Below are 26101 nucleotides of genomic sequence, written 5' to 3' on the forward strand. Positions count from 1 at the left end.
ATGCAGGAGAGTCGGAAAACGCTATAGTTCGGGAGCGGTAAAGAATTTGCTTAACCCGAACTAAAGTTAATTCTGTTACTGATAAACCGGTAATTTGGGATTATCCACTGATAACAAACCAGTTAAAAGTGAGGCGGGTTTTTGACTGTAGGGCCAGGCAAAAGCATGACGAAAAGCCGCATCTTGACAAGCTTGTAATTGTCGGAAATCGATCACGTCCAGGGTGAGTAAATTTTCGTACTCGAAGGGCAGCCGGACATTGTGTAAACCGGCATTATCGGTACAGATAGCAATATCAACCCCCGCTTCAAAACAGCGATCGAAGACTATCTTTAATTGCGATAAACTTTCAAGGGTGCCAGTTTTTAAATAGGTGGTGGGACAGACTTCTAAACATTGATGACGACGGGCAACTTCCGGCAGCAATTCTGGATATCGTAGGGGAATTTGAATACCGTGACCAATTCTTTGCAGATAGGGCAGTAATTGGGGATAACAACCGTCCTTTGTTTCGTAAAGATGGCCCGTGGTATTTAAACCCTCTTCTTGGGCATAACCGTATAAACCGGCAAATTCCTCTAGTCGAGTCTGGTAGTGGGAATCACCCCCAGCAATATCGATCGCACAGACGTATTCTCTCATCTCTAGGGCCAGATCAACGATCGCTTTGTTGACTTCGTAGGGAAGTCGCGAGTGCATACAGAGAATTTGACTGGTAATAATCGGATATTCGCTCATTTTCGAGGCTTGACCGACGATCTCGACAATCGAGCGCATTTGCTCGATTCGCTCTGTTTGGTTCAAATGTTCGTCGGTGCGATAGTAGGGAGTATAGCGCAATTCTAAATAGGCAAGATTCTCGAAGATGTAAGCACCGCGAATCAGACGATAGATAAAATAGGGCAAAGTTTGGGCGGTTTGAACACTTTCGACGAGGGTGTGTAATTCCAAATACTCATCTAAACTATTGCGTTTGCGGGTGTAAAATTCCTCAAAAGCGGGGTATTCCTGGAATTTGGCCGCTAAATCCCGCTCATGTCTGTGAAAGTAGCGCCAGAGAATTCTCGGTACTACCGATCCCCCTAAATGCCGATGCAAATCCGCGTATAAAGCCACAACTCCGCTGCTCCTTAGTCTCTCAAATGCTCCTTAAATATAACGAAGTTTTACAATTGTTTGACAATTGTTGCCAAATATTATTAGTACCTATTCGGTGATCGGTTGGGTGTTGGGGAGCGGGGAGATAGTGAACAGTCGCTAGTACAAGGCTCAGATCTGATCACTGATTCAAGGCTGAAGGCTGAGGGACACAATAAGGTCATTAAACCTAAATAAAGCTTTGCGGGATCGAGGGTGACAACATATACAATGATTGGGGTTTATCCTCAAGCAACCCTAAGCCTATGCCACGCCGTGATGACTTACAAAAAATCCTAATCTTGGGCGCTGGCCCGATTGTCATCGGACAAGCCTGTGAATTCGACTATTCGGGAACTCAAGCCTGTAAAGCTCTGCGAGAAGAAGGTTATGAGGTAATTTTAGTCAATTCTAACCCCGCCTCGATCATGACCGATCCAGAAATGGCCGATCGCACCTACATTGAACCGATTCTGCCGGAAATTGTCGAGAAAATTATCGCCAAAGAACGCCCCGATGCGATTCTACCGACTATGGGGGGTCAAACTGCCCTGAATACTGCGGTAGCTTTAGCCAAAAGCGGCGTTTTAGAAAAATATAACGTGGAACTGATCGGGGCAAAACTTCCCGCTATTGAAAAAGCCGAAGATAGGGAACTATTCAAAAAAGCAATGGAGAAAATCGGTGTTCCCGTCTGTCCTTCGGGGATTGCCAACAATTTAGAGGAGGCAAAAGCGATCGGTCATCAGATCGGTTCCTATCCTCTCATTATCCGGCCTGCCTTCACTTTAGGAGGAACCGGGGGCGGTATTGCCTATAACCAAGAAGAATTTGAACCGATGGCTCAGTATGGGCTAGATTGTTCGCCTACATCGCAAATTCTCGTCGAAAAATCCCTAATTGGCTGGAAAGAATACGAATTAGAGGTAATGCGCGATCTAGCCGATAACGTGGTGATCATCTGTTCGATCGAAAACTTTGACCCGATGGGGGTTCATACCGGCGACTCGATTACGGTTGCGCCCGCCCAAACCCTGACCGATAAAGAATACCAACGCCTCCGGGACTATTCTAAGGCAATTATTCGGGAAATTGGCGTAGAAACCGGCGGATCAAACATCCAATTCTCCGTTAATCCCACTAACGGCGACGTAATCGTGATTGAGATGAATCCCCGGGTATCCCGTTCTTCGGCCCTAGCATCGAAAGCTACGGGATTCCCGATCGCTAAATTTGCCGCTAAACTAGCAGTAGGCTACACTTTAGACGAAATTCCCAACGATATCACCAAAAAAACCCCGGCTTCCTTTGAACCGACTATCGATTACGTCGTCACCAAAATTCCTCGCTTTGCCTTCGAGAAATTCCCCGGCTCCCAACCGATTCTAACCACCCAGATGAAATCCGTCGGGGAAGCCATGGCTATCGGTCGAACTTTCCAAGAATCCTTTCAAAAAGCTCTTCGCTCCCTAGAAACGGGACGTTTTGGCTTTGGTTGCGATAAAATCGAAACTCTCCCCCCCCTCTCGGAAGTCCGCGCCGGTTTGCGGACACCTAACCCCGAACGAGTTTATAGTATCTATCATGCTTTTAAATTGGGCATGAATGGGGAGGAAATCCACGAACTAACCGGGATTGATCCCTGGTTCCTCGATAAATTGGCCGATTTGATGGAAACCGAGAAGTTTCTCAAACGAACTCCCCTGAAAAGTCTCAGCCAAGAGGACTTATTCGCTATTAAACAACAGGGTTTTAGTGATCGCCAAATCGCCTTCGCCACCAACAGCAGCGAGGACGAAGTGAGAAGTTATCGCAAGGGTTTAGGTATTGTTCCAGTCTATAAAATGGTGGACACCTGCGCGGCAGAATTTGAGGCCCTAACACCCTATTATTATTCCACCTACGAACAGGTAGAATCGGAAGTTTTACCCTCCGATAAACGCAAAGTGATGATCCTCGGTGGTGGTCCCAATCGCATCGGCCAGGGGATAGAATTTGACTACTGTTGTTGTCATGCCGCTTTTTCCCTCAGTCAAGCCGGTTTTGAGACGATTATGGTCAACTCTAACCCGGAAACTGTCTCCACCGATTACGATACCAGCGATCGCCTTTACTTTGAACCTCTGACTAAAGAGGATGTCTTAAATATCATCGAAGCGGAACAACCAGAGGGTTTAATTATTCAATTCGGTGGGCAAACTCCCTTAAAACTGGCCGTTCCCCTGCAAAAATATTTAGAATCGCCTAATTGTCCCGTAAATACCAAAATTTGGGGAACTTCACCCGATTCGATCGATACTGCCGAAGATCGGGAACGTTTTGAACAAATCCTCCGACAATTAGATATCCGACAACCTCCCAACGGTATTGCCCGCAGTTTCCAAGAATCCCAAGCAGTGGCTCAACGTATCGGTTATCCAGTCGTAGTACGTCCGTCCTATGTTTTAGGCGGTCGGGCAATGGAAATCGTCTATTCCGATAGCGAATTGGAACGCTATATGAAGTATGCGGTACAGATAGAACCGGATCACCCGATTTTAATCGATAAATTCCTCGAAAATGCCATCGAAGTGGATGTGGATGCCCTGTCAGATGCCACGGAAACAGTCGTTATCGGGGATTAATGGAACATATCGAACAAGCAGGCGTACATTCGGGCGATTCTGCCTGTTCTATCCCCCATACGTCCCTGAGCGCCTCGGTTTTAACCACAATTCGACAATGGACGGTGGAACTAGCGAAAGCTTTAAAAGTAATCGGTTTGATGAATATCCAGTATGCGGTACAGGGGGAGACAGTTTATATCTTAGAAGCGAATCCCCGCGCTAGTCGTACTGTTCCCTACGTTTCCAAAGCAACGGGAGTTCCTCTGGCAAAAGTTGCCTCCCTCGTCATGTCGGGCCGAACCCTGACGGAATTGGGTATCATCAGCGAAGCAATTCCCCGTCATATTGCCGTCAAAGAAGCGGTTTTACCCTTCCAGAAGTTCCCCGGTGCTGATACTCTCCTGGGACCAGAAATGCGTTCTACAGGGGAAGTAATGGGGATTGACAGCGATTTTGGCAAAGCTTTCGCTAAAGCAGAAATGGCCGCCGGCGTGATTTTAGCCACCAGTGGGACGGTTTTCGTCTCGATGAGCGATCGCGATAAAACCCCCATGGTCCCCGTGGTTAAGGATCTGCAATCCCTCGGTTTTCGCGTCGTCGCCACTTCTGGAACTCGTAAAGTTTTGTTAGAAAACGGTTGCGAAAATATCGATTTAGTGCTAAAGATTCACGAAGGTCGTCCCCACGTTATCGATTGGATCAAAAATGACTGGATTCAGTTTATTGTCAATACTCCCAGTGGTGAAGAATCCCAAAACGATGGCCGACAAATTCGCCGTACTGCCCTCGATTATAAGTTACCAATTATCACCACTATCGCCGGGGCAAAAGCGACAGTAGCGGCCTTAAAATCCCTGCAATCGCAACCTTTAGAGGTGAAAGCTTTACAGGATTATCTCGCCTAATTTCAGTTATCAGTTATCAGTTATCAGTTATCAGTTATCAGTTAGAAAGGGGATATAGGGGTTTAGGGAAATTTCAGCCAAATGCCCCACTACCCCACTACCCCATCTCCCCATCTCCCCACTACCCCATCTCCCCATCTCCCCATCTCCCCATCTCCCCACACCCCACACCCCATCACCCCATCTCCCCATCACACCCCACACCCTTCTCCCCAATTCCTAATTCCCATGACCGATACTCTAAACGATTATAAAAACCTGATTAGTGAACTGATTAACCGTTATAAAAACCGCGTCGATTTCCTGACAATTCGTCTGGAAGAAGCGCGGGGGACGAATATTCTACTACGTTCCGAACGAGTGGAAACCCTCAGCGAAGGTATTGCTATCGGTGGTCAGGTACGCGCCTGTTATAAAGGAGGTTGGGGATTTGCCAGCTTTAATCAATTATCCAGTTTACAGGAACGATTAGAAGATGCGATCGCTGCTGCCCGTTTAATTGGGGAAGAAGAAACCCTGATTGCTCCGGTAGAACCTGTAATTATCTCCTGTGAATTGCCTTTAACGGGAACGGATCCCCGTTTAGTGCCATTAGCCGATAAAAAAGCCCTCTGCGATCGCTATAATAATGTATTGCGTCAACATCATCCCAGTATTGCCACCACTTCCGTCCGTTACAGCGATAGCAGTCAACATATTCTTTTAGGCACTTCTGACGGGACTTTAATCGAACAAAAATGGTCAGACTTAGAAATGCGTTTTTCGGCCACCGCTAGGGATGGGGACAGCGTACAAACGGGCCGGGAAACCACGGGATCCCGAAAAGCTTTCGAGGATCTGGTCAATTTAGAAGAACAGGTGCAAGGGTCGGCTAAACGGGCCGTACAAGCCCTAGTTTTGCCCCCTGTCAAGGGCGATACCTACACCGTCGTCATCGATCCCATTTTAACCGGTCTGTTCGTCCATGAGGCTTTTGGCCACCTTTCCGAGGCCGATATGTTATACGAAAATCCCGACCTTTTGGAAGTGATGAGTATGGGCAAACGTTTCGGACCAGATAACCTGCAAATCTTTGACGGAGCAGGTCCAGAAGGTCATCGGGGCAGTTATTTTTATGACGACGAGGGAACCCCCGCAACGACGACTCAGTTAATTAAAGATGGGGTTTTGGTGGGAAGACTGCATTCGCGGGAAACGGCGGGCAAATTAGGCGAAAAACCGACCGGTAACGCCCGTTGTCTCAATTATCATTATCCGCCCATTGTCCGCATGACCAACACTTGGATTGAACGGGGAACCACTGCGGTTAAAGAGTTATTTTCGGGGATAAAAACGGGAGTTTATGCCCAAAATTGGCAGGGAGGCATGACTAACGGCGAAATGTTCACTTTTAGCGCCGGGGAAGCTTGGATGATTCGCGATGGAGAAATTGCTGAACCCGTTAAAGATGTGACTCTCTCCGGTAATGTCTTTAAAACCCTAGGCAATATTGAGGCAATTGGGGATGATTTCTACTGGGATGAGTCAGGAGGCTGCGGAAAAGGGGGTCAAAGTGGTTTACCCGTCGGCTGCGGTGGCCCCAGTCTCCGCATCCGCGATGTGGTGGTGGGGGGAGAAGCAGATATTTAGTGAACAGTAAACAGTGATCAGTGATCAGTAAACAGTAATCAGTGCAAAGAAAGTGGGAAACTACTATAGCAATTTCCATAGTTGTGAGGTACAGAGTCTTAGGTTTTGAGGAGTCAGGAGTTAAGATTTTGGTGTACCTCATGAAATTGGGAAACGCTATATTTAATACTAATAACTAATAACTAATAACTGATAACTGCTATAGCGCAGTTTCATACAGCCGAAATCGGGTCTATCCCACATTTGCAGAAATACCGACAATCAGCAATTATCAGTGACTCTTAAATTAGTACAAAAATATGAACAATCGCGTGTAAGCATCTCACAGTTAACCTAATGCGCGGGGGTTTGGGGGCGGCGCCACGCCCCCAACGGGTAGGGCTGTTTCATTCTCCCATCAGAATATCAAAAGTAAAAGCGATCACTATCAGGTAAAATGAGAAGTGACCGCCAACTTTTTAAATATATGTTGAGCTTAATAGAAAAACTAAAACAAGTCAAGGACTTTCGGAAAGATAAAGGAAAAAGACACCCTTTATGGATAGTATTAGTAGTAATAATACTAGGAACAATGCTAGGATACTCAGGTTATAGAGAACTAGGAGAGTTTGCTAAAAATAATCGGCACAGGCTGAGTAAAGAATTTAACATAATTCCAGAAAGAGTCCCATCCTATTCAACAATTAGAAGGGTAATGATGGGAGTTGACTGGCAGAGTTTGTTAAAAATGTTTAATGAATGGGCATTACAAGAATATGGACAAAGAGATGATATAAATTGGCTAGGCATAGATGGAAAAAGTCTCAAAAACACCCTAAAGAATCCTAACAATGAACAACAAAATTTTATCATGTTTATCTCATTGTTTAGTCAAGAAAGTGGCTTGGTATTACACTTAAAAAGAATCGAAAACAAAAAAGGGTCTGAAATCGACGAAGGGCAAGCTATAATTGAGGATTGCTCTCTCCAAAATAAAGTTTTTACTGGGGATGCTTTACACTGTCAGAAGAAAACAATCAGCTTAATAGCCAAGACTAAAAATGACTATGTTATCACCGTTAAAGGAAATCAGAAAAATCTTTATCAGCGAATACAAGACCTGAGTAATTCCTCAAAGCCAGAAAGTTTTTTTCTTGAACAAGATAATAGTCATGGACGAAAAATATCAAGAAAAATAGAAGTTTTTAAAGTGAGGAAAAATGAAAGAAAAGGGTTTGAAAATCTGCGAAGAGTTATTAAAGTAGAAAGAAGGGGTAGTCGCGGGGATAAAACCTATGAAGAAACAGCTTACTATATCAGTAGCCTAACCGAATCCGCCGAAGTATTTGCTAAAATTATTCGAGGACACTGGAAAATAGAAAATCAGTTACATTGGGTAAAAGATGTAATTTTTGAGGAAGATAAAAGCGAAATTAGTGATTTTCAAGCGGCCAGCAATTGGTCAATTCTCACAACCATAGGATTGAATCTTTTCAGAGGTTTGGGTTTTCTCTCAATCACAGAGGGACAGAGGTGGTTAGCTGAACGTTGGGAAAAACTGATAGTTTTATCGACGTAAGAAGCAGAAAAATTAGCTAAATTAACAGGATGTACTCTCAGAAAATTTGAAGAGAGATAGGCTTTTAGTGGCTTGGGAACAAGCTTTATCAATTTATTCATAATAAATTTGGCAGAGGATTAAAGATTAGTTATTGTGACTAACTATTTTGATTAGAAAAAGATAAACTTGAGAATCTTCAGTCAAATTTATTGACTCAAAATTAGCTGTACTTAATTTAAATGAATCAACCCTACCCCAACGGGGGGTTTGGGGGGTAGAACCCCCCAAAAGCTTGGATTGAGTGATAAAACCGAAAGTAACGCCCAATTTTAGGAGAAAGTTTCCCCTTAAAAATCCCAAATTAGTAGATTTACAAAAATGAGATGTACCCGCCGAAATCTATCTCATCTTCTCGTCACTGTCTTCAATTTCTTGATCATCTTGATTGATTTCTTCTTTAAATCCCCGTAAAGTTTTCCCCAAAGCTGCCCCAAATTCGGGTATTTTTTTCGGTCCAAATATCAGGAGAACAACCACAGCAATAATTACTATTTCTGGCCAACCTAATCCAAACATAATCTTGAAAGTAAAAAGTAAAAAAAGAGAAAGTAGTCAGAATTCAGGAGTCAGGAGTCGGAAACTTGGAGAATTGCCAGATTCTGTCTTTTGCACGAGTGCCTGTTGCCTCTTGCCTTCAGAAGCTGATAACTGATAACTGATAACTGATAACTGATAACTGATAACTGACTCTACGCTGCCACTTCAGCGCGTTTGTAAGCTTCGTCGAGGACTTCTGAGAGAGTTGGATGGGTGTGGATGCGGAAAGCGAGTTCATGGACGGATTTGCGTTCAGCGATCGCATTGGCCGCTTCTTGAATTAAATCCGATGCGTGGATACCGATAATATGAACACCGAGTAATTCCCCCGTATCCTGACGATAAACGACTTTGGCGATGCCTTCCGTTTCTCCTTCCGCTAAAGCTTTAGAATTTCCCTTAAAATAGGTCTTGACAGCAGCGACTTTATACCCTTCTTGCTGTGCCAAAACTTCTGCTTGCGGTTCCGTTAAACCCACATAACTAATTTCGGGGTGGGTAAAAGCGGCGGCGGGAATACTGCGATAATCGATGGTTTTTGGGCGATTACAGATATTTTCAATGGCTATTACCCCTTGACCCGAAGCAGCGTGAGCTAACATCATTTTACCCGTAGCATCGCCCACAGCCCAAAGATGAGGAATCGGTTCACCGTCCTGAATTACCTGCATTTTGTCATTAACGGCAATAAAACCACGTTTATCCAGTTCTACCCCGACAAATTCCAATCCGAGATTCTTGGTCGCGGGGATTCTTCCTGTAGCGACTAAACAAGCATCTACTTCTAAAATTTCGATCGCTTCTTTGCTTTTTGCGTCCACCAGTTCAATGGCCACAGGATTCCCCGGTTTAATACTTTTTGCCAAAACTCCCACATAAGTCTCGATGTCTCTAGGTTTAATCAGAACTCTTTCGGCGATTTTCGAGATTTCTGGGTCAAATCCCGGCATGAGACTGTCTAAAGCTTCGATCATCGTCACTTCACAACCCAAAGCGGTGTATATATCCGAAAATTCCAGACCGATATAACCACTACCGATAATTGCGATCCACTTGGGTAAAGTTTCTAATCTAACGGCCTCATCGCTGGTAAAAACCGTTTTATGATCGATCTCGATCCCCGGTGGGACAAAGGGAACCGACCCCGGACAGAGCATAATATCCTTAGCGGTGTAGATTTTTTCGCCACTATCCCCGATGACGCTAACTTTTTGCGGGCCGGCGATTTTTCCCCAACCGTGGATAGTATCAACCTTGAGACGTTTAAGACTATTAGTGAGATCGCCTCTAATTTTACTGACAAGGTTGTTAGCATGATCGGCAATTGTCGGACGGTCAAAATTAACGCCACCGATGGCAATACCTAGACTTTTCAGATGGTCACTATCGGCCAATTCGCGCACTCGTCCCGAGGCTGCCAGTAAAGCTTTAGAGGGAATACAACCGCGATTAACACAGGTTCCTCCCATATCTTTGGCTTCGATAATAGCCGTTTTTAGCCCACATTTGACCGCGTGTAGGGCTGCTCCGTGGCCACCAACTCCAGCACCGATAATAATTAAATCGTAGTCGAATTCACTCATAGTCTCTCTGACTCTCAAAGTTAGCATTATCCCATTTTACGATCCACTGCGATCAAGCGGTGCTATCCCGGTCAAAAACTGGAGCCAGTTTTTAGCCTGACTGACGGACACATTTTTCAATACAAAGACAAGTACTGTGGCTCTTCTCGACTTTGTGTGATAATTTTTGCTTATGGAACCCTGAAGTGCTTATTGGGCAAAACTTTTAGGACTATTTTGCGGATATTCTATCGGTATAGACCTCGTTTCCACACAGAAACCAGAAGAGCCGATATGGCTCTTCTGGTTTTCGTGTGTTAATTTTTGTTATGAATTAAAGCAAGCAAACAGCTTAAGTCGAAGATGTTCAAAATTGGTAAATCCATAACTCATTCTTTTAATAAGCTTTATTTTGGTATTCATTCCCTCAATTAATCCGTTGGTTGTCTGATTTTCAAAGTAATTACAAATACCTGGCAAATGCTTCTGGATCATCCTGGCACTACTTTCATATAATATCCCGCCTATTCTTATCCATTTTTCCAATTTTCTCTCAGCACCTCTGAACGTTCTACTACTTTGATAAATTTGTCTAATTTCTTCTTTCATTTCCCAGGCTATTCCTAAGCATGGATGTTCTTTTAAGATAACTTCTAGTTGTTGTTTTTGCTCGTCCTTTAAGTCCTCTTTATTCTTCCATAATAAATGAGGTAATCCTTTTTCATGCACCCCCATTAACTTTCTCAATTTATTAAGCTCGTCATTGATGATAGCCATTACATGAAAACGGTCATAGATGATTTTAGCATTGGGAAATAATTCCTTGATCACTGCTGTAAATCCTGACCACATATCGACGCTCACTTCTTTCACTTTCTCCCGAACTGCGTCTGGCTGTGCTTTTAAGGCTTCCATTAATTCTTCTTGCTTATGTCCTTTAATCACATCTAGTAAAATTTTCTTGTCCATATCTACGACCGTTGTGATGAAATCTTTATGTCCTTTTAAGTTACTAAATTCATCTAAGCTTATTCGTTCTGGTGCTTCCCACTCTTCCTTTTCTAGTTCTTTAGCACAGTGATTAAATATTAACTCAACTTCTGACCATCCTAACCCTTCTTCTCGACTTATTTCTTCGATGCTACAATTTTTTACTCTCTCATAAATCATCGATTCATAGCGAATTGTATGATGCTGTCTTAATCTCATAAAACTCAGTCTTTCGCTGATATACTTTTGGCACTTTTGACAATGAAACTGACGGCGTGGTACTTCTAAATATACTGGATTACCTAATATTGACAAGTCTCTGACTAGATTATACTCTGTCTGATTGATTCTGTCTAAGGTTTGATGGCAATTCGGACATTCAATTGTTTCATTTAAAAGAGCAAGCTTTAGGAAAATTGTCTGAGCAATTTTTTGATAATTGACCACTGTTACATTTGGTAAATCGAGGAGTTGATCAAAATTTATCCACATAACCCACCTCCTGTTCTGTGTTACTATTATACCATGTTCACACAGAACCTAGAAGAGCCAAGATATTTCTATGGTGACAGAAACACAAATCAAAGAAAAAGCGCTAGAGTTAGGTTTCCATGGGGTCGGTATTGCTTCTGTGGATAGTCAAGACTCGGCGGTATCCCATCTAAAAAGCTGGTTAGAGCGCGGTTATCACGCTGATATGGATTGGATGACTAACCCGAAACGACAGGATATCAAAACTCTTTGGCCAGAAGTGCGATCGCTAATATGTCTTGCCCTTAACTACTACACCCCCCAGCAACACAGTCAAGAACAAAACCATGGCAAAATTTCCCGTTATGCTTGGGGACGGGATTATCACAAAGTATTAAGTAAAAAATTAAAGGCCCTCAGTCAATGGTTAGAAAGTCAGGGGGAGCAAATTCAAACCCGTTACTATGTGGACACCGGACCGGTACAGGATAAAGTTTGGGCGCAAAGAGCAGGGATCGGCTGGATTGCCAAGAATGGTAACTTAATTACCCGCAATTACGGCAGTTGGGTGTTTTTAGCCGAAATATTAACTAATTTACCTTTAGAACCCGATCGACCCCATAGCGCCCATTGTGGCACCTGTAGCCGTTGTTTAAGCGCCTGTCCCACCCAGGCAATAGTTAGTCCCTATGTGGTGGATGCTAATCGCTGTATTGCATACCATACCATCGAAAATCGTGCTGTAACTTTGCCTACAGAAATTGCCGAGAATTTACAAGGTTGGGTAGCTGGCTGCGATATCTGTCAAGATGTCTGTCCTTGGAATCAACGTTTTGCCCAAGTTACCGACGTGGAGGATTTTCAACCTCGTCCCGAAAACCTCTCGCCAAGGTTGGAGGAATTAGCTAATCTAACTATAGAGGAGTGGGATCGTCGTTTCATCTCGTCAGCCCTGCGTCGAATTAAACCCCAGCAGTGGCGACGTAATGCCCAAGCTAATTTAGCCCATTCCCCTCACCCCGCACAAGATGACAATTAAAGTAGTCGTGTTCGATTTTGATGGTACTATCGCCGATACCCACGATACTTTCGTGGAGATTGTCAATCGTTTGGCTAAAAATTTTGGTTATCAACCCATCAACGAGGAAGATTTGGCCAGACTAAAAAACCTTAGTTCCCAAGAAATTATTAAACAATCCCAAGTTTCCCCCGTTAAAATCCCTTTTTTACTCTATCGAGTTAAACGGGAATTAAATAAACAAATTGAATGTCTGAAACCTTTTCATGGCTGGCCTCACTGCCTCGCTACTCTTAAAGAAAGAGGCTATAGATTGGGAATAATAACTTCTAATACCAAAGAAAATGTCAACCTATTTTTAGGTAATAATCAACTATTAAATTTATTTGATTTTATCTGTTCGGGAACGCCTTTATTCGGCAAACACAAAATTATCGATCGCCTGATCCGACAAAATAAATTCTGTCCCGATGAAATGATTTATGTCGGCGATGAAACCAGAGATATTACTGCTGCCCAAAAAAGTCAAGTGCAGGTGGTGGCAGTCGCTTGGGGCTTTAATTCCCCTCAAATTCTCTCCCAATTTAACCCTGATCATCTCATTGATCATCCCCTAGAATTATTGGATATTTTAGATAGGGCTGGCTGAAAAAGTTTTTACTAGGAGCATGGACATTTGTACTATAATATCCAACACTCAGTTTAAATATAGACTTCGATCGATGGGGGCAGAGAGACTCGAACTCTCACGAGCTTATAAGGCTCAACGGATTTTAAGTCCGTAGCGTCTACCATTCCGCCACGCCCCCGTTATTTAACCGACAATTTTTTATCATATCACAAATAATTTAATTGGCAAGAGTATTTTCAGCAAATTATTTTAGTCCGCCAATTCGATCGCCGCAAAGGGGGAAAGACAGGGTAAAATAATCAGCAGGTGGATTGCCGTTCACCGACAGCTATTGAGAAAAATCAATCCTTATGCAATCAATTCTGACGCAAGAAACCATTATCATCGCCCTGATCTACCTATCTCTCAGTGTCTTGTATTTGCTCGTCATTCCCGCCGTTATCTACTACTACCTCAATACGCGCTGGTATGTGGCTTCTTCTTGGGAAAGAGGGTTTATGTACTTTCTGATGAGCTTTTTCTTCCCTGGGATGCTGTTGTTAAGTCCTTTCCTTAACTTCCGTCCCCAACGTCGTACCCTAAAAGCTTAAGTTATCACCAAAAAAACCCATGAGACGCATTGATGTCATCGGGATCGGTATAGGGATGTTTGCTATGGGCGGCATCCTCTACATTATCCTACAAAAAACCGGTTTAGATAGTGCTTCGGCGGGAATTTGGAGTCAAGCGGTGTTGGTAGGTGGTGTCATCGGTTGGATTTTTACCTATCTGTTTCGAGTCGCCACCGATAATATGACCTACGGCCAACAGCGCAAAGATTACGAAGATGCCGTCTTTAAAAAACGCCTGGAAGCGATGACTCCCGAAGAAATCGCCCAAATGCAGCGGGAGATTGAAGAAGAAAAAACTAAATAAATAGATGAAACCCGATAAAATCATCATCGGTTGGCGAGAATGGCTGGATTTACCTGATTTAGGCATTACCAAAATAAAGGCCAAGATTGATACAGGCGCTCGCTCCTCGGCCCTACACGCTTTTCATCTCCACCCTTTTCTCGATGGCGATCGCAATTGGCTGCGCTTTCAAGTTCATCCCTACCAAAAAGATAGTCACCACACTGTCACCACCACCGCAGAAATCCTCGAATGGCGACAGGTAAAAAATTCTGGGGGTCAAAGTCAACTACGTCCTGTTATCAGAACAAGTGTATTACTTGGTGATCGTCAATGGGCGATCGAATTAACTTTAACTAATCGCGATGTCATGGGTTTTCGGATGTTATTAGGACGAGAAGCGCTGAAAAAAGGCTTTCTTGTCCATCCGAATAAGTCTTTTTTACTGAGTTAAGTTATATTTAGGGTTTGCGGCAAAAAGTTTTTCCTAGGGGCAGGGTGTGGGTTTTACCGATTTTGAGGGGGTCAATTACCTAATTTTCAGGGAAAAAGTCCCGGAATTTTCCCCCTGATCACTCCCAGGGCCGGTACTTTTTGATTGACAAAAAGTCTAAAGATATTATCCAACAAGGTTTTTAGATTTATTCAGCCAGCCCTAAGTAGCGGGTAAATCTTGGTATTCAGCCAAAGCATTTATAAAAAACAAGTCTCCCCAAATTAAACCCGTATCATAGATTTGGCTGGGTTGAATCGCGGCGGGATGATGATAACAACCATGACGCAATAAACTCATCTCTGGGGCGGTTTCGTCGGGAAAATAGGCAAAAGAAGTCAAATTCAAGAGAGTATTATCGATCGCCTCTCGATAGGTTCCATAACTAGGATCACTGCTGGGTAAAGCTTTTAATAAGCGAATCATCCCCGCCACAGCGATCGCCGCTGCCGAAGAATCCTTTTCCGTAGCGCCATTTTTTTGCAAGGCATAATCAAAGTCCCAGGGAGGAATAAAATCCCCGGCGCGTCTTTGTCCACCGGGCCAGCGATCGGGCAAATTGTCCAGATAATAATTAATGGCATCCTTGGCAATGGTTAACATTTCCGGATCGCCGGTGTAAATATAGGCCGTCGTGGCACTATAAATAAACCAAGCTTGACCCCGGGACCAAGTGCTATCATCGCGCCAGCCCTGTTTTCCCTCATTAAATAAGAAATTTCTATAGGTGGGAGAGTTGACATTTTGATCAAAATAGCCTCTTTGCCAAGTTCCCGTTTTACCCGGGCGACGGTTAGCCCCAAAAGTGCGGCTAATGGTGCGGATGTGGGAAAGGGCCTTTTCTTGCCAATCTTTTGCTTCCTTGGGGTCAGGATTGTGGAGACCTGCCCAGAGCAGTTGTTCTATATTGATTGTATGGTCCATAAAAACGTGCCAATGTTCTTGCTGATCGGTGCGATCGGCCTTGCGTAACCAGCCAAAAGTACCGATATCGGTGTGATAACTCCCTTTACCATCCTGAAAAGGTTGCGCTAGTTGTCTGGCCCCCCGTAAAGTTATCTCTAAAGCTGTCTGTTTTTCCTGACCCTGTCCCGACTCAAACCAAGGAGCAAACACCAGTACATTATTAAGAGCGATGTCTTTGTTTTTCAAACTGGTTTCTTTTAAGGGATCGCTCCATTTTTTCGCGGCAGCTGACCAAAATCCCGCATCCATAGGGTTTGATTCTAAGTCAGCAATTTTCCATAATAAAGCAGGAAAAGCCCCTGCCGCCCAAAAATTGGCCTTTGCCAACTTCCAAGTGCCGGGGGTGGGACTATTCCCCCTCCGTAGCCAATTGAAGAAAGTAAAACCCGATGGCTCTGGATGGGTAAGATAGGGATAGAGAATGCCCCGACGGGCATAACTATCGAGATAATCGATCGTGGTCGCTAGTTTAATCTTAGCCAGATCGAGACAGAGCTTAATTCTTTCAGCTAGGGGCATTTTGGTGCGCAATTCCGCCGCCGATTGGGGACGATGGATAATCCGGAGGGCCACCGCACCGATCGCCGTTCCTGTACCTAGAATGATGAGCGTGCGTCGCTGCAAATTCCCGACTCCTAAGCTGGATAGATGCGAATACGGCGATTCGGTTCCTCTCCGAAGCTATCGGATTGGAGACGGTAATGTTCCACTAATTCGTGCTGCATTTTCCGCACTTTCGCCGATCGCGGCAGTAACTCCACCGGTTGGCCGGTGGGAATAACGATTTGTTCCACCGCTAACCGGGCCTCCTCCAAAGCTTCGATCTCGTCATCACTACCGCTGCGGGCAAATAAACGCAGATCTGCACCTTCCTGATTCATCGGGTCATCAATGCCCAAAATCCGCTTTAAACCGCGAGAAATTTGGGGCAGGGTATTGGATTTGATCCCGTGGATGGGAATTTGTCTTACTTTGGCAATTTGACGCAATTTTGACTGATTTTTAACGTGGGAACGCAGGGCCAGCACCGCATCGGCCCCCTGTAAATCTTTGGTCAAAACGATCGGCAAATCTAGGGACTGTACTACCTGTTCGATCGGGGCGCGACTGACTCCGTAGGGATAGACATAAACCGGCCAATCTTCGCCATTGGGACCGGGGACGCGGACTTTTTCCGTTTCCGGTTCTTCCTGCAGCCAAGATTGTTCGAGGAGGCGATCGAAATCGTTTTCCCGGTTGAGGTGGCCCGCAGGGAAACGGGCCACGGGAGTCATCCGGCCATCGGCCCGCCATCCCTTAGGTTTATCCATTTCCGGCAGATAATTGCCGCGCAAAGGGGTCAAGTTTTCCGATTTTGGTTCTTCCTGAGCGACTTGTACTTTCCCCTCCTCATCTACCCAACGGATTTGGGCAATTGCTTCCCGTCCCCGCAGCAGTTGATCGATCGTGGTAGATACGTCCTCGTGGATGACCCAGCGCTGACGTTCCAACATTTCGATGGCAATGTCAAAGGTGGGCGGTGCTTTGCGTTCTAAAACGGTCTTCTGAGAACCCCGGCGGCGTGCTTCTTCGTCTCCGAGAGTTACTGCCTGAATTCCCCCGACTAAATCCGATAAAGTTGGGTTTTTAATTAAATTTTCCAATTGATTGCCGTGGGCGGTTCCCACTAACTGCACTCCTCGCTCGGCGATCGTGCGAGCGGCCAGAGCTTCTAATTCCGTACCGATCTCATCAATCACGATCACCTCTGGCATATGGTTTTCCACCGCTTCGATCATGACTTGATGCTGCAATTCCGGACGGGCCACCTGCATCCGACGAGCGCGACCGATGGCCGGATGGGGAATATCTCCATCCCCAGCGATTTCGTTGGAGGTGTCGATAATCACTACCCGTTTGTTAAGATCGTCGGCTAAAACTCGGGCTATTTCTCGCAAGGCCGTGGTTTTTCCTACCCCCGGACGACCGAGCAGCAGCAGGGATTTTCCCGTTTCCACTAGGTCGTTAATCAGGGTGATCGTACCGAAAACGGCCCGACCGATACGACAGGTTAAACCGATAATTTCCCCGTCTCGATTGCGAATGGCACTGATGCGGTGCAGGGTGCGTTCAATCCCGGCGCGATTATCGCCGCTAAAACTGCCCACCCTGGCGATCGAATACTGGATTTCTTCTTTTGAGATCGGTTCGTCCCCCAGATCGATCGCCCCATCGGGAAAACGCGCTTCTGGTATGCGTCCCAAATCCATAACTACTTCGATCAGTTGATGCTGCCGCGGGTGTTCCTCGATTTTGCTGCGAATCCGCACAGGTAGAATTGCCAAGAGTTTGTTTAAATCGTCGGTAACTGGCATCCGAGAGGAGGGTAGGGTTTCTGGCATTAATAATAAAAGGTTTTGGCGATAATTGGCTATTTTTATTTCCAAGATTTTCTTGGGGTCTAACACATTTAGGGGTTAGTTGTCAATTAAAAAAATATTATAGTTTTTTGACCAAGGTTAGGCTTTTAATTGAGCAACGAGAATAGAAGCGGCTTTAACGGCTTCTTGGTAGGCTTGGGGGTCATTTTCAAGGTTAGGCTGGTATAAATCCTCTAAAATTGGCAAAATCAATGAACGGGCGTAACTTCCATAGGCAATACCAGCGATTTTTTCTCTCAGTCCCAGTTGCCGTAATTTGGTCACGGTGTGGTCATTGGTTCCCCCAGCTAACTGCACAAATCCGGCTAGATTGGCACAGAGGACTTTTTTGGCCATATTAATGGCCGGGTGGGTGGTTCCTTTGCCGATATCGCCGCTCATCGGCCGGCCGTCCGTCTGCCAAATCAGAGGACAGCTTAGGGGTGAAATAGTTTCTCGCAGATAGTGGAGGTAATCAATGATCTGCTGATCATCCTGGCAACTTATGGCGAGGATTTTTAGGTTTTTAGTTAGAGGTGCGATCGCTTGCCAGAGTCGAGCAAATTCCTCTCTATGACCGACTTGGGTATGAATTTCGATCGCATCGACTCCCATTTCGATAATTAAGGGGATAATTTCTGCGGGTTGACAGACACGGGATATTGTCTCGATTATTTGCGGGGGACAAACGGGTAAGCAGCGACCGCAACCATAACAGCGCTGTTCGATTACTCCTCCCCTATCGATAGCATAAGCGGGACAGATTTTTTCGCAGGGACGGGGACAATCGACCGGACAGAGTTGCGGGTTAAAGACAGCTTTACGAAAGTGGGGATCTTCCCCGTCGTTGAGACTGACCATTAACCAAGGTCGTCGATTTGGGGGGAATCCGGCGATTTTTTCGGCGGTTTCGATGCCTTCGCGGGCCGCAACAATCACGGCTCGGTCGGCGGCCACATCAATACAATCGGCCCCGGCGATAGTATAGGTCAAAGCGAGGTTGCGAATCGTGGGCAAATCCTGGTAACTAGCTCCACAGATGAGCTTGAACCAGTGACCCGCAACTAAGGACCAGAAGGGAGAGGAGTTTTTATCTAGCACTTTTTTATCCTATCGCAGCCAGCCCCTAAACGTCAGCCTTGTGCTGCTCTGATACCAAATCTTCTGACTAAAGACTGATTATTAATTCTTCCTTTGGCATTAGTGCCTGTCTGAGGCTGCCCCTCACTTTTGCCAGCAAGCAGAGGCTAGCAGCCTATCCGATAGATAATAGGTTCGTCAGTGGTTAGGAAAATGTGTAATTAATTTAGGGAAAAAAATACCAAATCCGTTTTAATCACGAGGATAATAAAATCCCGAAAGATATACTGTCACTAGATTGATCACAAATTTTGGTCGGCGGATTTGGTAAGATCGTGTAATTAATCGAGTTCATCAAACAAAAGTTCCTCTAGAATTGGTCCCATACCGTCATCATCGGGGGAAACTAATTCAACTTTCCCTTCCGCATCACCGACGGCTAAGAATAACAAAGGAGCTAGGGGACTGTAAATCGAGTATTTTTGGTCTTCCGAAAAGAAACTGGCGAGAAATTGCAATTCTTCCGGCTCTGATGACGAGGAGGGTTCATCGCCATCAATTTCTAAACTGAGAACATTATCTTCTTCTAGGGGCGGTAATTCACCACTAACAGTCAAGGTGTGGGCAGTGGATTTGAGCAATAGGTCTAATTCTGCTAAAACCGCTTTAGCATCGGCGAAAATCCGCTCGATTTCCTCGCTATCTTCGATTAAGAAGGCATCAGATTCTTCTTCCTCCGATTCCTCATCCCAAGCTAGAATCATCACCGGGGTATCCACGGGGACAAGAAGCATATAGGTGAGATCATCGGTTTCATAGGCATTCTCAATATAACAGTCCAGCGATCGACCTTGCTCATCCCAGAGGGTTATGATATCCGCTTCTTCGAGTTCGTTTTCTTGAAAATTAAATTGAGATGGGGACATAGGCTCTCAAACGCTACTGATTGAATCAGAATATCATGAGTTGACATCCTCGCCGCCCTAAAAGTGCGGCGATTCCTAAACCTCACGATTTAAGTTTCTGCTTCCACCACCGTCGCATACCACAGTTAAAAAACCATGTACTGTCTTACACAGAGTCCACAGACTTTCGCCCCATTTCAGAAGCCCGATTCCCTGTGTCCCACGGTACGTTGACCGCCTATAGCTTCTTGTACTTGTTGCGCGCGACTTTTTACCCGGCCAAGCTTTTCTGGTCGGAACCCCCTAAGCCGAGTTTTCAAGGTGCTGCGCCGTCCACTTGGTTTTCGAGACTGGCCTTTTAATTCTATACTTTAGACGTTCATAATCTGAGATTTATTAAACTTCTGAAATCGTAGAGTCAGCAAGGAATCCAGTTCTTTTTTATGTTTCAAATGGGCGTCATTCAAACATTCATAAATGGCTGAAGAAAAGTCAGAAAAGTTTTCATAATATTTACCATATAAACATTTCTTTTTGACAAATTTCCACAGCCTTTCAATTAAATTTAGATTAGGTGAATAAGACGGCAGATAGAGCAGTTCTATTGACAAAGAAAAAGCTAATTCTTCAACAATTTTACATTTTTGATAGCGGGCATTATCTAAGACTAGAGTGATGGGAATCATTAGTCCTAAAGCAGCTATTTTTGACCGGAGTTCACAGACTTGATCTGCTGTAATATAAGTGTCATATGTTACCAGAATAACTTCATGAGTTATTGCATTTAATGCTCCTAAAACATTGAAGCGTTTACGCCCGCTCGGTGACTTAACAAAAAGTCTCTCAAAACACCAAACAAGACCGAGAAATGCTCCCATGACGAAGTGAGCGGCATCAACAAAAAAAACAGCCCTTTTTCCTTCTTTAGCCTCATTTAGTCTGGGTTCTAGCTTTTTTTCTTTGTAGTCCTCTTGTTCATCTGGGTCAGCTTTAGAAGGAAGAGAACCTACTTTTAAACATTTCATTCCCATTGATTTTAAAAATTTTCTCACTTGGGTAGGACTTCGTTTTATTCCCGTCAATTCTTCTATCCTATATACAGCTTCATTTATTGTGGCTGGTGGATTTTTCTCGAAGTATTTTTTGAGGGTTTCTTTTTGAAACTCTAATTCACTTTTAGGGCGATAGAAGTTGATTTCTTTTAATTTTTCTATTCCGCCCTCTTGCTCATCTCGAAGATAGGTTAATAAGGTATTTGGCGAGATTCCTGCTAACTGACAAATTTTTTGGTGCGGTATCTTTTGGCTTTTTAACCAGAGAACTTCCATCTTCAGTTGAACCCGGGGATGGGGATGATGAAATCTTTCATAATACAGTGAGTTCTTTTCTTCTTCCGTGAATTCTAGGTTAATCATGTTTTTAATGAGTGCTTTGCTTCTAATTATGACTCTTAAACTATATTATTGTCCTTGAGTAAAAAATGCAAGTTGTAGCCGTGCAAAGTATAACGTAAAGCCAACCTAGAACGGCGGGGTTTCAGACCCAAAATTTCCGATGATCCTCAATCAAACCAAGAATTTCCGTACAAATGTTGAAAACCCTGCACATCAGTTAAATTGTATTGTAGGGGCGTGATGGTGATAAAATTCTCGCCAATAGCGCGCACATCCGTAGGCACTTGCGGGGGTAAATGGCTGTAGTCCGGTTGTTCGATATCTTCCACCACTTCCCCAATTAACCAGTAATAACTTTTACCCCTAGGATCCAGTCTTTTCTCGAAGGTTTCCTCGTAGCGTCGCAATCCCTGCCTAGTGATTTTCACCCCCTTGATTTCGGCACTACTAACCGGAGGGACGTTCACATTGAGTAAAGTGGGAATAGAAAAAGGGTTAAGGGCAACTTTCCTGACTAAAGTGAGGGCAAAATCGGCGGCCGGTTGGAAATCACAGGCTTTAAAACTAGCCAGACTAACAGCAATACTGGGAATACCTTCGATTAAGCCCTCCATGGCCGCGGAAACCGTGCCAGAATAGAGGATATCGGTGCCGAGATTAGACCCGTGGTTAATGCCGGCTAAAACTAAATCGGGACGCTCTTTGAGGACGGCACTAAGGGCAAATTTCACCGAATCGGCGGGAGTTCCCGAGCAAGACCAAGCAATCACATCGGGGTGAAAAATTCCTTCCACCTGTTCGGCCCGGATGGGATGGTGTAGGGTTAAGCCATGACCGGTAGCAGAGCGCTCGCCGTCTGGACAAACTACGATGACTTGATGGCCCGCAGTAGCGAGGGTGTTAGCGAGGGTGCGGACTCCTAGAGCGGAAATGCCGTCATCGTTACTGATTAGTAGTTTTAAAGGGCGATCGCTAGTCATGGAAATTTCTGCTCTACTGCGTCGGCTAGTGGTATAATGTAATAGTATTTTATTGTGGGTACGTAGCTCAGAGGATAGAGCACCAGGTTCCGGTCCTGGGTGTCGGGGGTTCGACTCCCTCCGTACTCGTTCAGAAATCAGGGGTCGGTATTCCCCCGGTTGTGCTGCTCCCCGCTCGCCAAAATGGGTAAAACCCCACACCCCACACCCTACCCCCACGAAAAACTTTTTGCCGCAAACCCGATACTAATCCACGGTGCGACGAATTTGAAGACCACACCATTCTTGACGTTTCCATAGGGCAGCCACTGTCCAGCCTTGGGGTTCTAAAATATCTGTAACCGCTTGTGCTTGGGTGACGAGGATGCCGCTTAAAATTCCCCAAGTGGTGGGTTTTGCCAGACGGGTGATTGCGGGCATTAAAGCGATAATTGTCTCGGCTAAAATATTACAAACTATGCCATCAACACCATCGGGAATTAATTCTAACAACTCCTCGACACTACCCTGATTAATAGCTAAATTTTCGGGGTTAATCCCGTTGAGATGGCGATTACTGCCTGTCGCACTCACCGCCAGGGGATCTATATCGACAGCATAAACTTTTTTCGCTCCTAATAAAATCGCCCCGATCGCCAGTATGCCGGAACCACAACCGATATCGGCGATAATTTTATTCTCTGGATGGCTACTTAAACGCATTTCTAGGGATTCTAGACATAATTGGGTGGTGGGGTGGGTTCCCGTGCCAAAAGCGGAACCGGGGTCAATTTTAATCACCAATCTCTGGTTATTTTCCGGGGGATTTAACCAAGCAGGACAGATCAAAAAGCGATCGCCGATCTCGCTAATTTGCCAATGTTGTTTCCAACTGCTGGCCCAGTCTTCCTCGTCCATTAACTGCCAACTGGTGACAGGTTCGGGAAAACCTAAAATCAAAGCATCCTGCTTTAACCAGAGGCTTAGTGCCTCTAAATCGGGCAATTGCGCTTTAATTTCCGGTATGTAGGCCTTAACCTCCAAAGAGGATTGTTTTTTAGCAGTGGCCGTTCCCGAACAGCCAAAATCTTCCAGTCTCCAGAAAACCGTTTCTTCGAGACTAGGTTCGCACAAAACCGTAATTTCCCACCAACTATTAGACATATATCAGTTATCAGTGATCAGGGATCAGTTATCAGATTTGAGTTTTCAGTCAACAGTATTAAGTAGGTGGGTGGAATTAAATATAAGATGAACGTAGGTTGGGTTGAAGCATGAAACCCAACGCCCGATTATGTTACGCTACCGCTAACCCATCCTACAAATAATTGTGCCTCCCTACTTAAGTGGCAAGTGCGGAGCTTTCTTTTCACTGATTACTGATTAAGCTAAGACGCATTTAAACCGCTTATTCTTAGATTAGCCCCCTTGCCCCCCCGATGTCGGTAGTAGGGTTGATTCATGAATCAACCCTACCTTGAATCAACCCTACCTTGAATCAACCCTACCTTGAATCAACCCTACCTTGAATCAACCCTAGGGGGGTGGGGGGTTGCCTCTTGCCTTCAGAAGCTGATAACTGATTTAATCTAGAGTTTTACTGTGTAAGCATCGCGGATACCGGGGACTTTAGTAATTTCCGAGAGCAGACCTTCTGGTAGAGGATCATCGAGACTCAGGGCCATAACCGCATCACCGCGAATAATTTTGCGTCCTACCTGCATACTGGCGATATTGACGTTAAAACTACCTAAAAGTGCGCCAATTTTGCCAATAATACCAGGCATATCCTGGTGAAGGGTGAATAACATATGATTACTCGGTGGCACGTTAATGGGGAACTCATCGAGGTCAGTAATGCGGATTTCTCCCGTACTTAACAGCGCTCCGGTGACGGAATGGGTTCCCATGGAACCATTAGCTTCCAAATGAATCGATCCCGAATAGTCCCGGGTGGAAGCATCCCGGGTTTCGATTACCCGGATACCGCGTTCCTTAGCTTCGATCGCCGCATTAACATAGTTTACCCGTTCCCGGAGGGCTTGGGAAAGTAAGCCCTTAATGGCCGCTACCACCAGAGGTTGACTGTCTTTAGTGGCCAATTCTCCCTGTAAACGGACATTTAACGAGTCACAGCGACCTCCTGCCAACTGACTGACAAGATTACCCATAGTTTCCGCTAATTGCAGGTAAGGGCGCAGTTTTTCCATAACATCAGGAGTTAGTCCGGGGATATTAACGGCCGAACGCGCTGGCAACCCGAGGAGGACATCGCGAATTTGTTCGGCCACATCAACAGCCACACCAACCTGTGCTTCCGTAGTCGAGGCACCTAGGTGGGGAGTGAGAATGACGTTAGACAATTCTCTTAATCTAGATTCGCCTAAGGGTTCCTGTTCAAATACATCCAAGGCTGCCCCGGCGATTCTACCGGATTCGAGGGCTTCAATTAAAGCCAACTCGTCGATAATGCCGCCTCTGGAACAGTTAATGATGCGGACCGTGGGTTTCATCTTAGCGAGGGTTTCCCGACCGATGAGATGCTGGGTTTCGGAAGTTTTCGGGACGTGGAGGGTGATAAAATCGGACTCAGCAAAGAGTAATTCCAGATCCACCAGGGTGCAACCGAGTTGATCGGCGCGTTCTTTGGAAATAAAGGGATCGTAGGCGAGAATTTTCATGCCTAGGGATCTAGCCACTTTGGCGACGTGGGAGCCAATTTTACCTAAACCGACGACTCCTAGGTTCTTTTTATAAACTTCTGTGCCGATAAAGCGATTTCTTTCCCATTTATTCGCTTTTACCGACTGATTGGCATCGGGAATATGACGGGAAAGGGATAACATCATGGCCAAGGCGTGTTCGGCAGCGGCGATCGTGTTACCTTCGGGAGAGTTAACGACAATAATACCCTGACGAGTGGCCGCAGGAACATCGATATTATCGACTCCTACCCCCGCGCGGCCGATAATTTGCAGTTTGCTGCCCGCTTCGACGATTTCTTTGGTGACGCGGGTACTGGAACGGAGCATCAGCGCGTCGTATTCGGGGATAATTTGAATGATTTCCTCGGCAGATAGTCCTGTTTTCACGTCCACTTGGGCAACCTGTGACAGAATTTCTACTCCTACCGGATCGATCGAATCGGATACCAGAACTTTGGCCATAATCTTTATAACGTGCTTTTTTCAGTCTACGGGCAAATGCTTGACCAATATTGGGGTCTAGCCGCAATAGCCTATTTTAGAAGCAAAGGGTGCAGTCTATGGCAAAATTAGCGAAAAGATTTTAGGTTGTCATTCTTAATTGTCGTCCATGGGGTTGATGTCAGGCTCTTGCCGTTGTCACTGAGATATGGCTAATTTAATCACGGTGGCGATCGAGTTTTCCACTTCTTTTTCTAAGGCTTTTTCTAGGGCTGCCATTGCTTCTGTTTGACAATTTCTAAGTAGCTGGTTATAATTAAATCAAAAATGGATTTTAGGTTCGATCCCCCCGCCCCCCTTGATAAGGGGGGTGCCGATAGGCGGGGGGATCTGAAAGTTTTTAATACCTACCTACTTAAAAATGGATTTTAGGTTCGATCCCCCCCGCCCCCCTTGATAAGGGGGGTGCCGATAGGCGGGGGGATCTGAAAGTTTTTAATACCTACCTACTTAAAAATGGATTTTAGGTTCGATCCCCCCTGCCCCCCTTGATAAGGGGGGTGCCGATAGGCGGGGGATCTGAAAGTTTTTAATACCTACCTACTTAAAAATGGATTTTAGGTTCGATCCCCCCTGCCCCCCTTGATAAGGGGGGTGCCGATCCTTCCTTGATAAGGGGGGTTTCTGATAATTTTTAACGCCTACCTACTTATGATATTCACACAGTAGAGAAAAAGCCAAAAACCTCCGTTATACTTAACGGAGGCTGGTTAATTAAC

The 26101-nt window shown here is 45.1% G+C and carries 19 protein-coding genes, 2 tRNA genes and 1 pseudogene; 9 read left to right on the forward strand and 13 right to left on the reverse strand.

All coding sequences use genetic code 11. The features are described 5' to 3' along the window. Window positions 1–75: 75 nt before the first annotated feature. Window positions 76–1116, reverse strand: coding sequence for an adenosine deaminase (locus VL20_RS24040; RefSeq protein WP_052278038.1), 1041 nt, complete (start codon window positions 1114–1116; stop codon window positions 76–78). Between the two features lie 287 nt (window positions 1117–1403). Between VL20_RS24040 and carB the strand changes: the two are divergent. The 3 genes and pseudogenes from carB to VL20_RS24055 all read left to right on the forward strand — a co-directional run bounded on the left by carB (window position 1404) and on the right by VL20_RS24055 (window position 7835). Further along, window positions 1404–4648, forward strand: a pseudogene (gene carB / locus VL20_RS24045) (carbamoyl-phosphate synthase large subunit). A 228-nt stretch (window positions 4649–4876) separates the two neighbouring features. Further along, entirely contained in the window at window positions 4877–6277 is a 1401-nt protein-coding gene (locus VL20_RS24050; RefSeq protein ID WP_052278565.1) for a TldD/PmbA family protein, read from the forward strand. Between the two features lie 466 nt (window positions 6278–6743). Beyond that, the gene (locus VL20_RS24055; protein ID WP_128575398.1) at window positions 6744–7835 is read left to right on the forward strand and encodes an ISAs1 family transposase; all 1092 of its coding nucleotides are present in this window, start codon (window positions 6744–6746) and stop codon (window positions 7833–7835) included. A gap of 381 nt (window positions 7836–8216) precedes the next feature. Here the strand turns inward: VL20_RS24055 and tatA are convergent, their stop codons facing one another. The 3 genes from tatA to VL20_RS24075 form a co-directional block, all read right to left on the reverse strand. Next, entirely contained in the window at window positions 8217–8393 is a 177-nt protein-coding gene (gene tatA / locus VL20_RS24065) for a twin-arginine translocase TatA/TatE family subunit (protein ID WP_002763330.1), read from the reverse strand. 173 nt (window positions 8394–8566) lie between these two features. After that, a complete protein-coding gene (gene lpdA, locus VL20_RS24070; RefSeq protein ID WP_052278040.1) occupies window positions 8567–9997 on the reverse strand; it encodes a dihydrolipoyl dehydrogenase in 1431 nt (476 codons plus the stop codon). 306 nt (window positions 9998–10303) lie between these two features. Beyond that, window positions 10304–11458 (reverse strand): ISL3 family transposase, encoded by a 1155-nt coding sequence (locus tag VL20_RS24075; protein ID WP_052275466.1) that lies wholly within the window; start codon window positions 11456–11458, stop codon window positions 10304–10306. Window positions 11459–11528: 70 nt separating this feature from the next. Here VL20_RS24075 and queG point away from each other — a divergent pair, with 70 nt between their 5' ends. Further along, a complete protein-coding gene (gene queG / locus VL20_RS24080) occupies window positions 11529–12476 on the forward strand; it encodes a tRNA epoxyqueuosine(34) reductase QueG (protein WP_052278041.1) in 948 nt (315 codons plus the stop codon). Beyond that, window positions 12466–13104 (forward strand): HAD-IA family hydrolase, encoded by a 639-nt coding sequence (locus VL20_RS24085; protein ID WP_052278042.1) that lies wholly within the window; start codon window positions 12466–12468, stop codon window positions 13102–13104. Before queG ends, VL20_RS24085 begins: the two co-directional genes overlap by 11 nt. Before the next feature lie 74 nt (window positions 13105–13178). On the opposite strand, the gene VL20_RS24090 is transcribed toward VL20_RS24085, so the two are convergent. Further along, window positions 13179–13264: transfer RNA gene (locus VL20_RS24090), tRNA-Leu, on the reverse strand. A 172-nt stretch (window positions 13265–13436) separates the two neighbouring features. On the opposite strand from VL20_RS24090, the gene ndhL reads away from it, so the two are divergent. Genes ndhL through VL20_RS24105 form a run of 3 tightly spaced genes read left to right on the forward strand, consistent with a single transcriptional unit; the run spans window position 13437 to window position 14434 of the window. After that, entirely contained in the window at window positions 13437–13676 is a 240-nt protein-coding gene (gene ndhL, locus VL20_RS24095) for an NAD(P)H-quinone oxidoreductase subunit L (protein ID WP_002732218.1), read from the forward strand. A gap of 19 nt (window positions 13677–13695) precedes the next feature. Further along, a complete protein-coding gene (locus VL20_RS24100; RefSeq protein ID WP_002751981.1) occupies window positions 13696–14001 on the forward strand; it encodes a DUF3007 family protein in 306 nt (101 codons plus the stop codon). A 4-nt stretch (window positions 14002–14005) separates the two neighbouring features. Then, complete coding sequence (locus tag VL20_RS24105; RefSeq protein ID WP_052278043.1) at window positions 14006–14434, forward strand: ATP-dependent zinc protease family protein; 429 nt, start codon at window positions 14006–14008, stop codon at window positions 14432–14434. A 201-nt stretch (window positions 14435–14635) separates the two neighbouring features. On the opposite strand, the gene VL20_RS24110 is transcribed toward VL20_RS24105, so the two are convergent. The 6 genes from VL20_RS24110 to surE all read right to left on the reverse strand — a co-directional run bounded on the left by VL20_RS24110 (window position 14636) and on the right by surE (window position 22197). Beyond that, window positions 14636–16063, reverse strand: a complete 1428-nt coding sequence (locus VL20_RS24110; protein WP_052278044.1) for a hypothetical protein — start codon at window positions 16061–16063, stop codon at window positions 14636–14638. 11 nt (window positions 16064–16074) lie between these two features. Next, on the reverse strand, window positions 16075–17886 hold the full coding sequence (locus VL20_RS24115; protein WP_052278045.1) for a R3H domain-containing nucleic acid-binding protein: 1812 nt from the start codon (window positions 17884–17886) through the stop codon (window positions 16075–16077). 51 nt (window positions 17887–17937) lie between these two features. Then, window positions 17938–18939, reverse strand: a complete 1002-nt coding sequence (ldpA, locus tag VL20_RS24120; RefSeq protein WP_052278046.1) for a circadian clock protein LdpA — start codon at window positions 18937–18939, stop codon at window positions 17938–17940. 320 nt (window positions 18940–19259) lie between these two features. Then, window positions 19260–19844 carry a DUF3727 domain-containing protein gene (locus VL20_RS24125; protein WP_002763315.1) on the reverse strand — a complete coding sequence of 195 codons (585 nt, stop codon included), beginning with the start codon at window positions 19842–19844 and terminating at the stop codon, window positions 19260–19262. 350 nt (window positions 19845–20194) lie between these two features. Further along, window positions 20195–21238, reverse strand: a complete 1044-nt coding sequence (locus VL20_RS24130) for an IS630 family transposase (protein ID WP_128575299.1) — start codon at window positions 21236–21238, stop codon at window positions 20195–20197. A gap of 146 nt (window positions 21239–21384) precedes the next feature. Next, window positions 21385–22197, reverse strand: coding sequence for a 5'/3'-nucleotidase SurE (gene surE, locus VL20_RS24135; RefSeq protein ID WP_043995738.1), 813 nt, complete (start codon window positions 22195–22197; stop codon window positions 21385–21387). 56 nt (window positions 22198–22253) lie between these two features. On the opposite strand from surE, the gene VL20_RS24140 reads away from it, so the two are divergent. Beyond that, window positions 22254–22326: transfer RNA gene (locus VL20_RS24140), tRNA-Arg, on the forward strand. A 117-nt stretch (window positions 22327–22443) separates the two neighbouring features. On the opposite strand, the gene prmA is transcribed toward VL20_RS24140, so the two are convergent. Then, complete coding sequence (gene prmA, locus VL20_RS24145; protein WP_052278047.1) at window positions 22444–23340, reverse strand: 50S ribosomal protein L11 methyltransferase; 897 nt, start codon at window positions 23338–23340, stop codon at window positions 22444–22446. A 425-nt stretch (window positions 23341–23765) separates the two neighbouring features. Next, window positions 23766–25343 carry a phosphoglycerate dehydrogenase gene (gene serA, locus VL20_RS24150; protein ID WP_052278048.1) on the reverse strand — a complete coding sequence of 526 codons (1578 nt, stop codon included), beginning with the start codon at window positions 25341–25343 and terminating at the stop codon, window positions 23766–23768. Window positions 25344–26101: the final 758 nt, after the last annotated feature.

It is taken from the genome of Microcystis panniformis FACHB-1757 (genome assembly GCF_001264245.1).
In the GTDB taxonomy this organism is placed as follows: Bacteria; Cyanobacteriota; Cyanobacteriia; order Cyanobacteriales; family Microcystaceae; genus Microcystis; species Microcystis panniformis.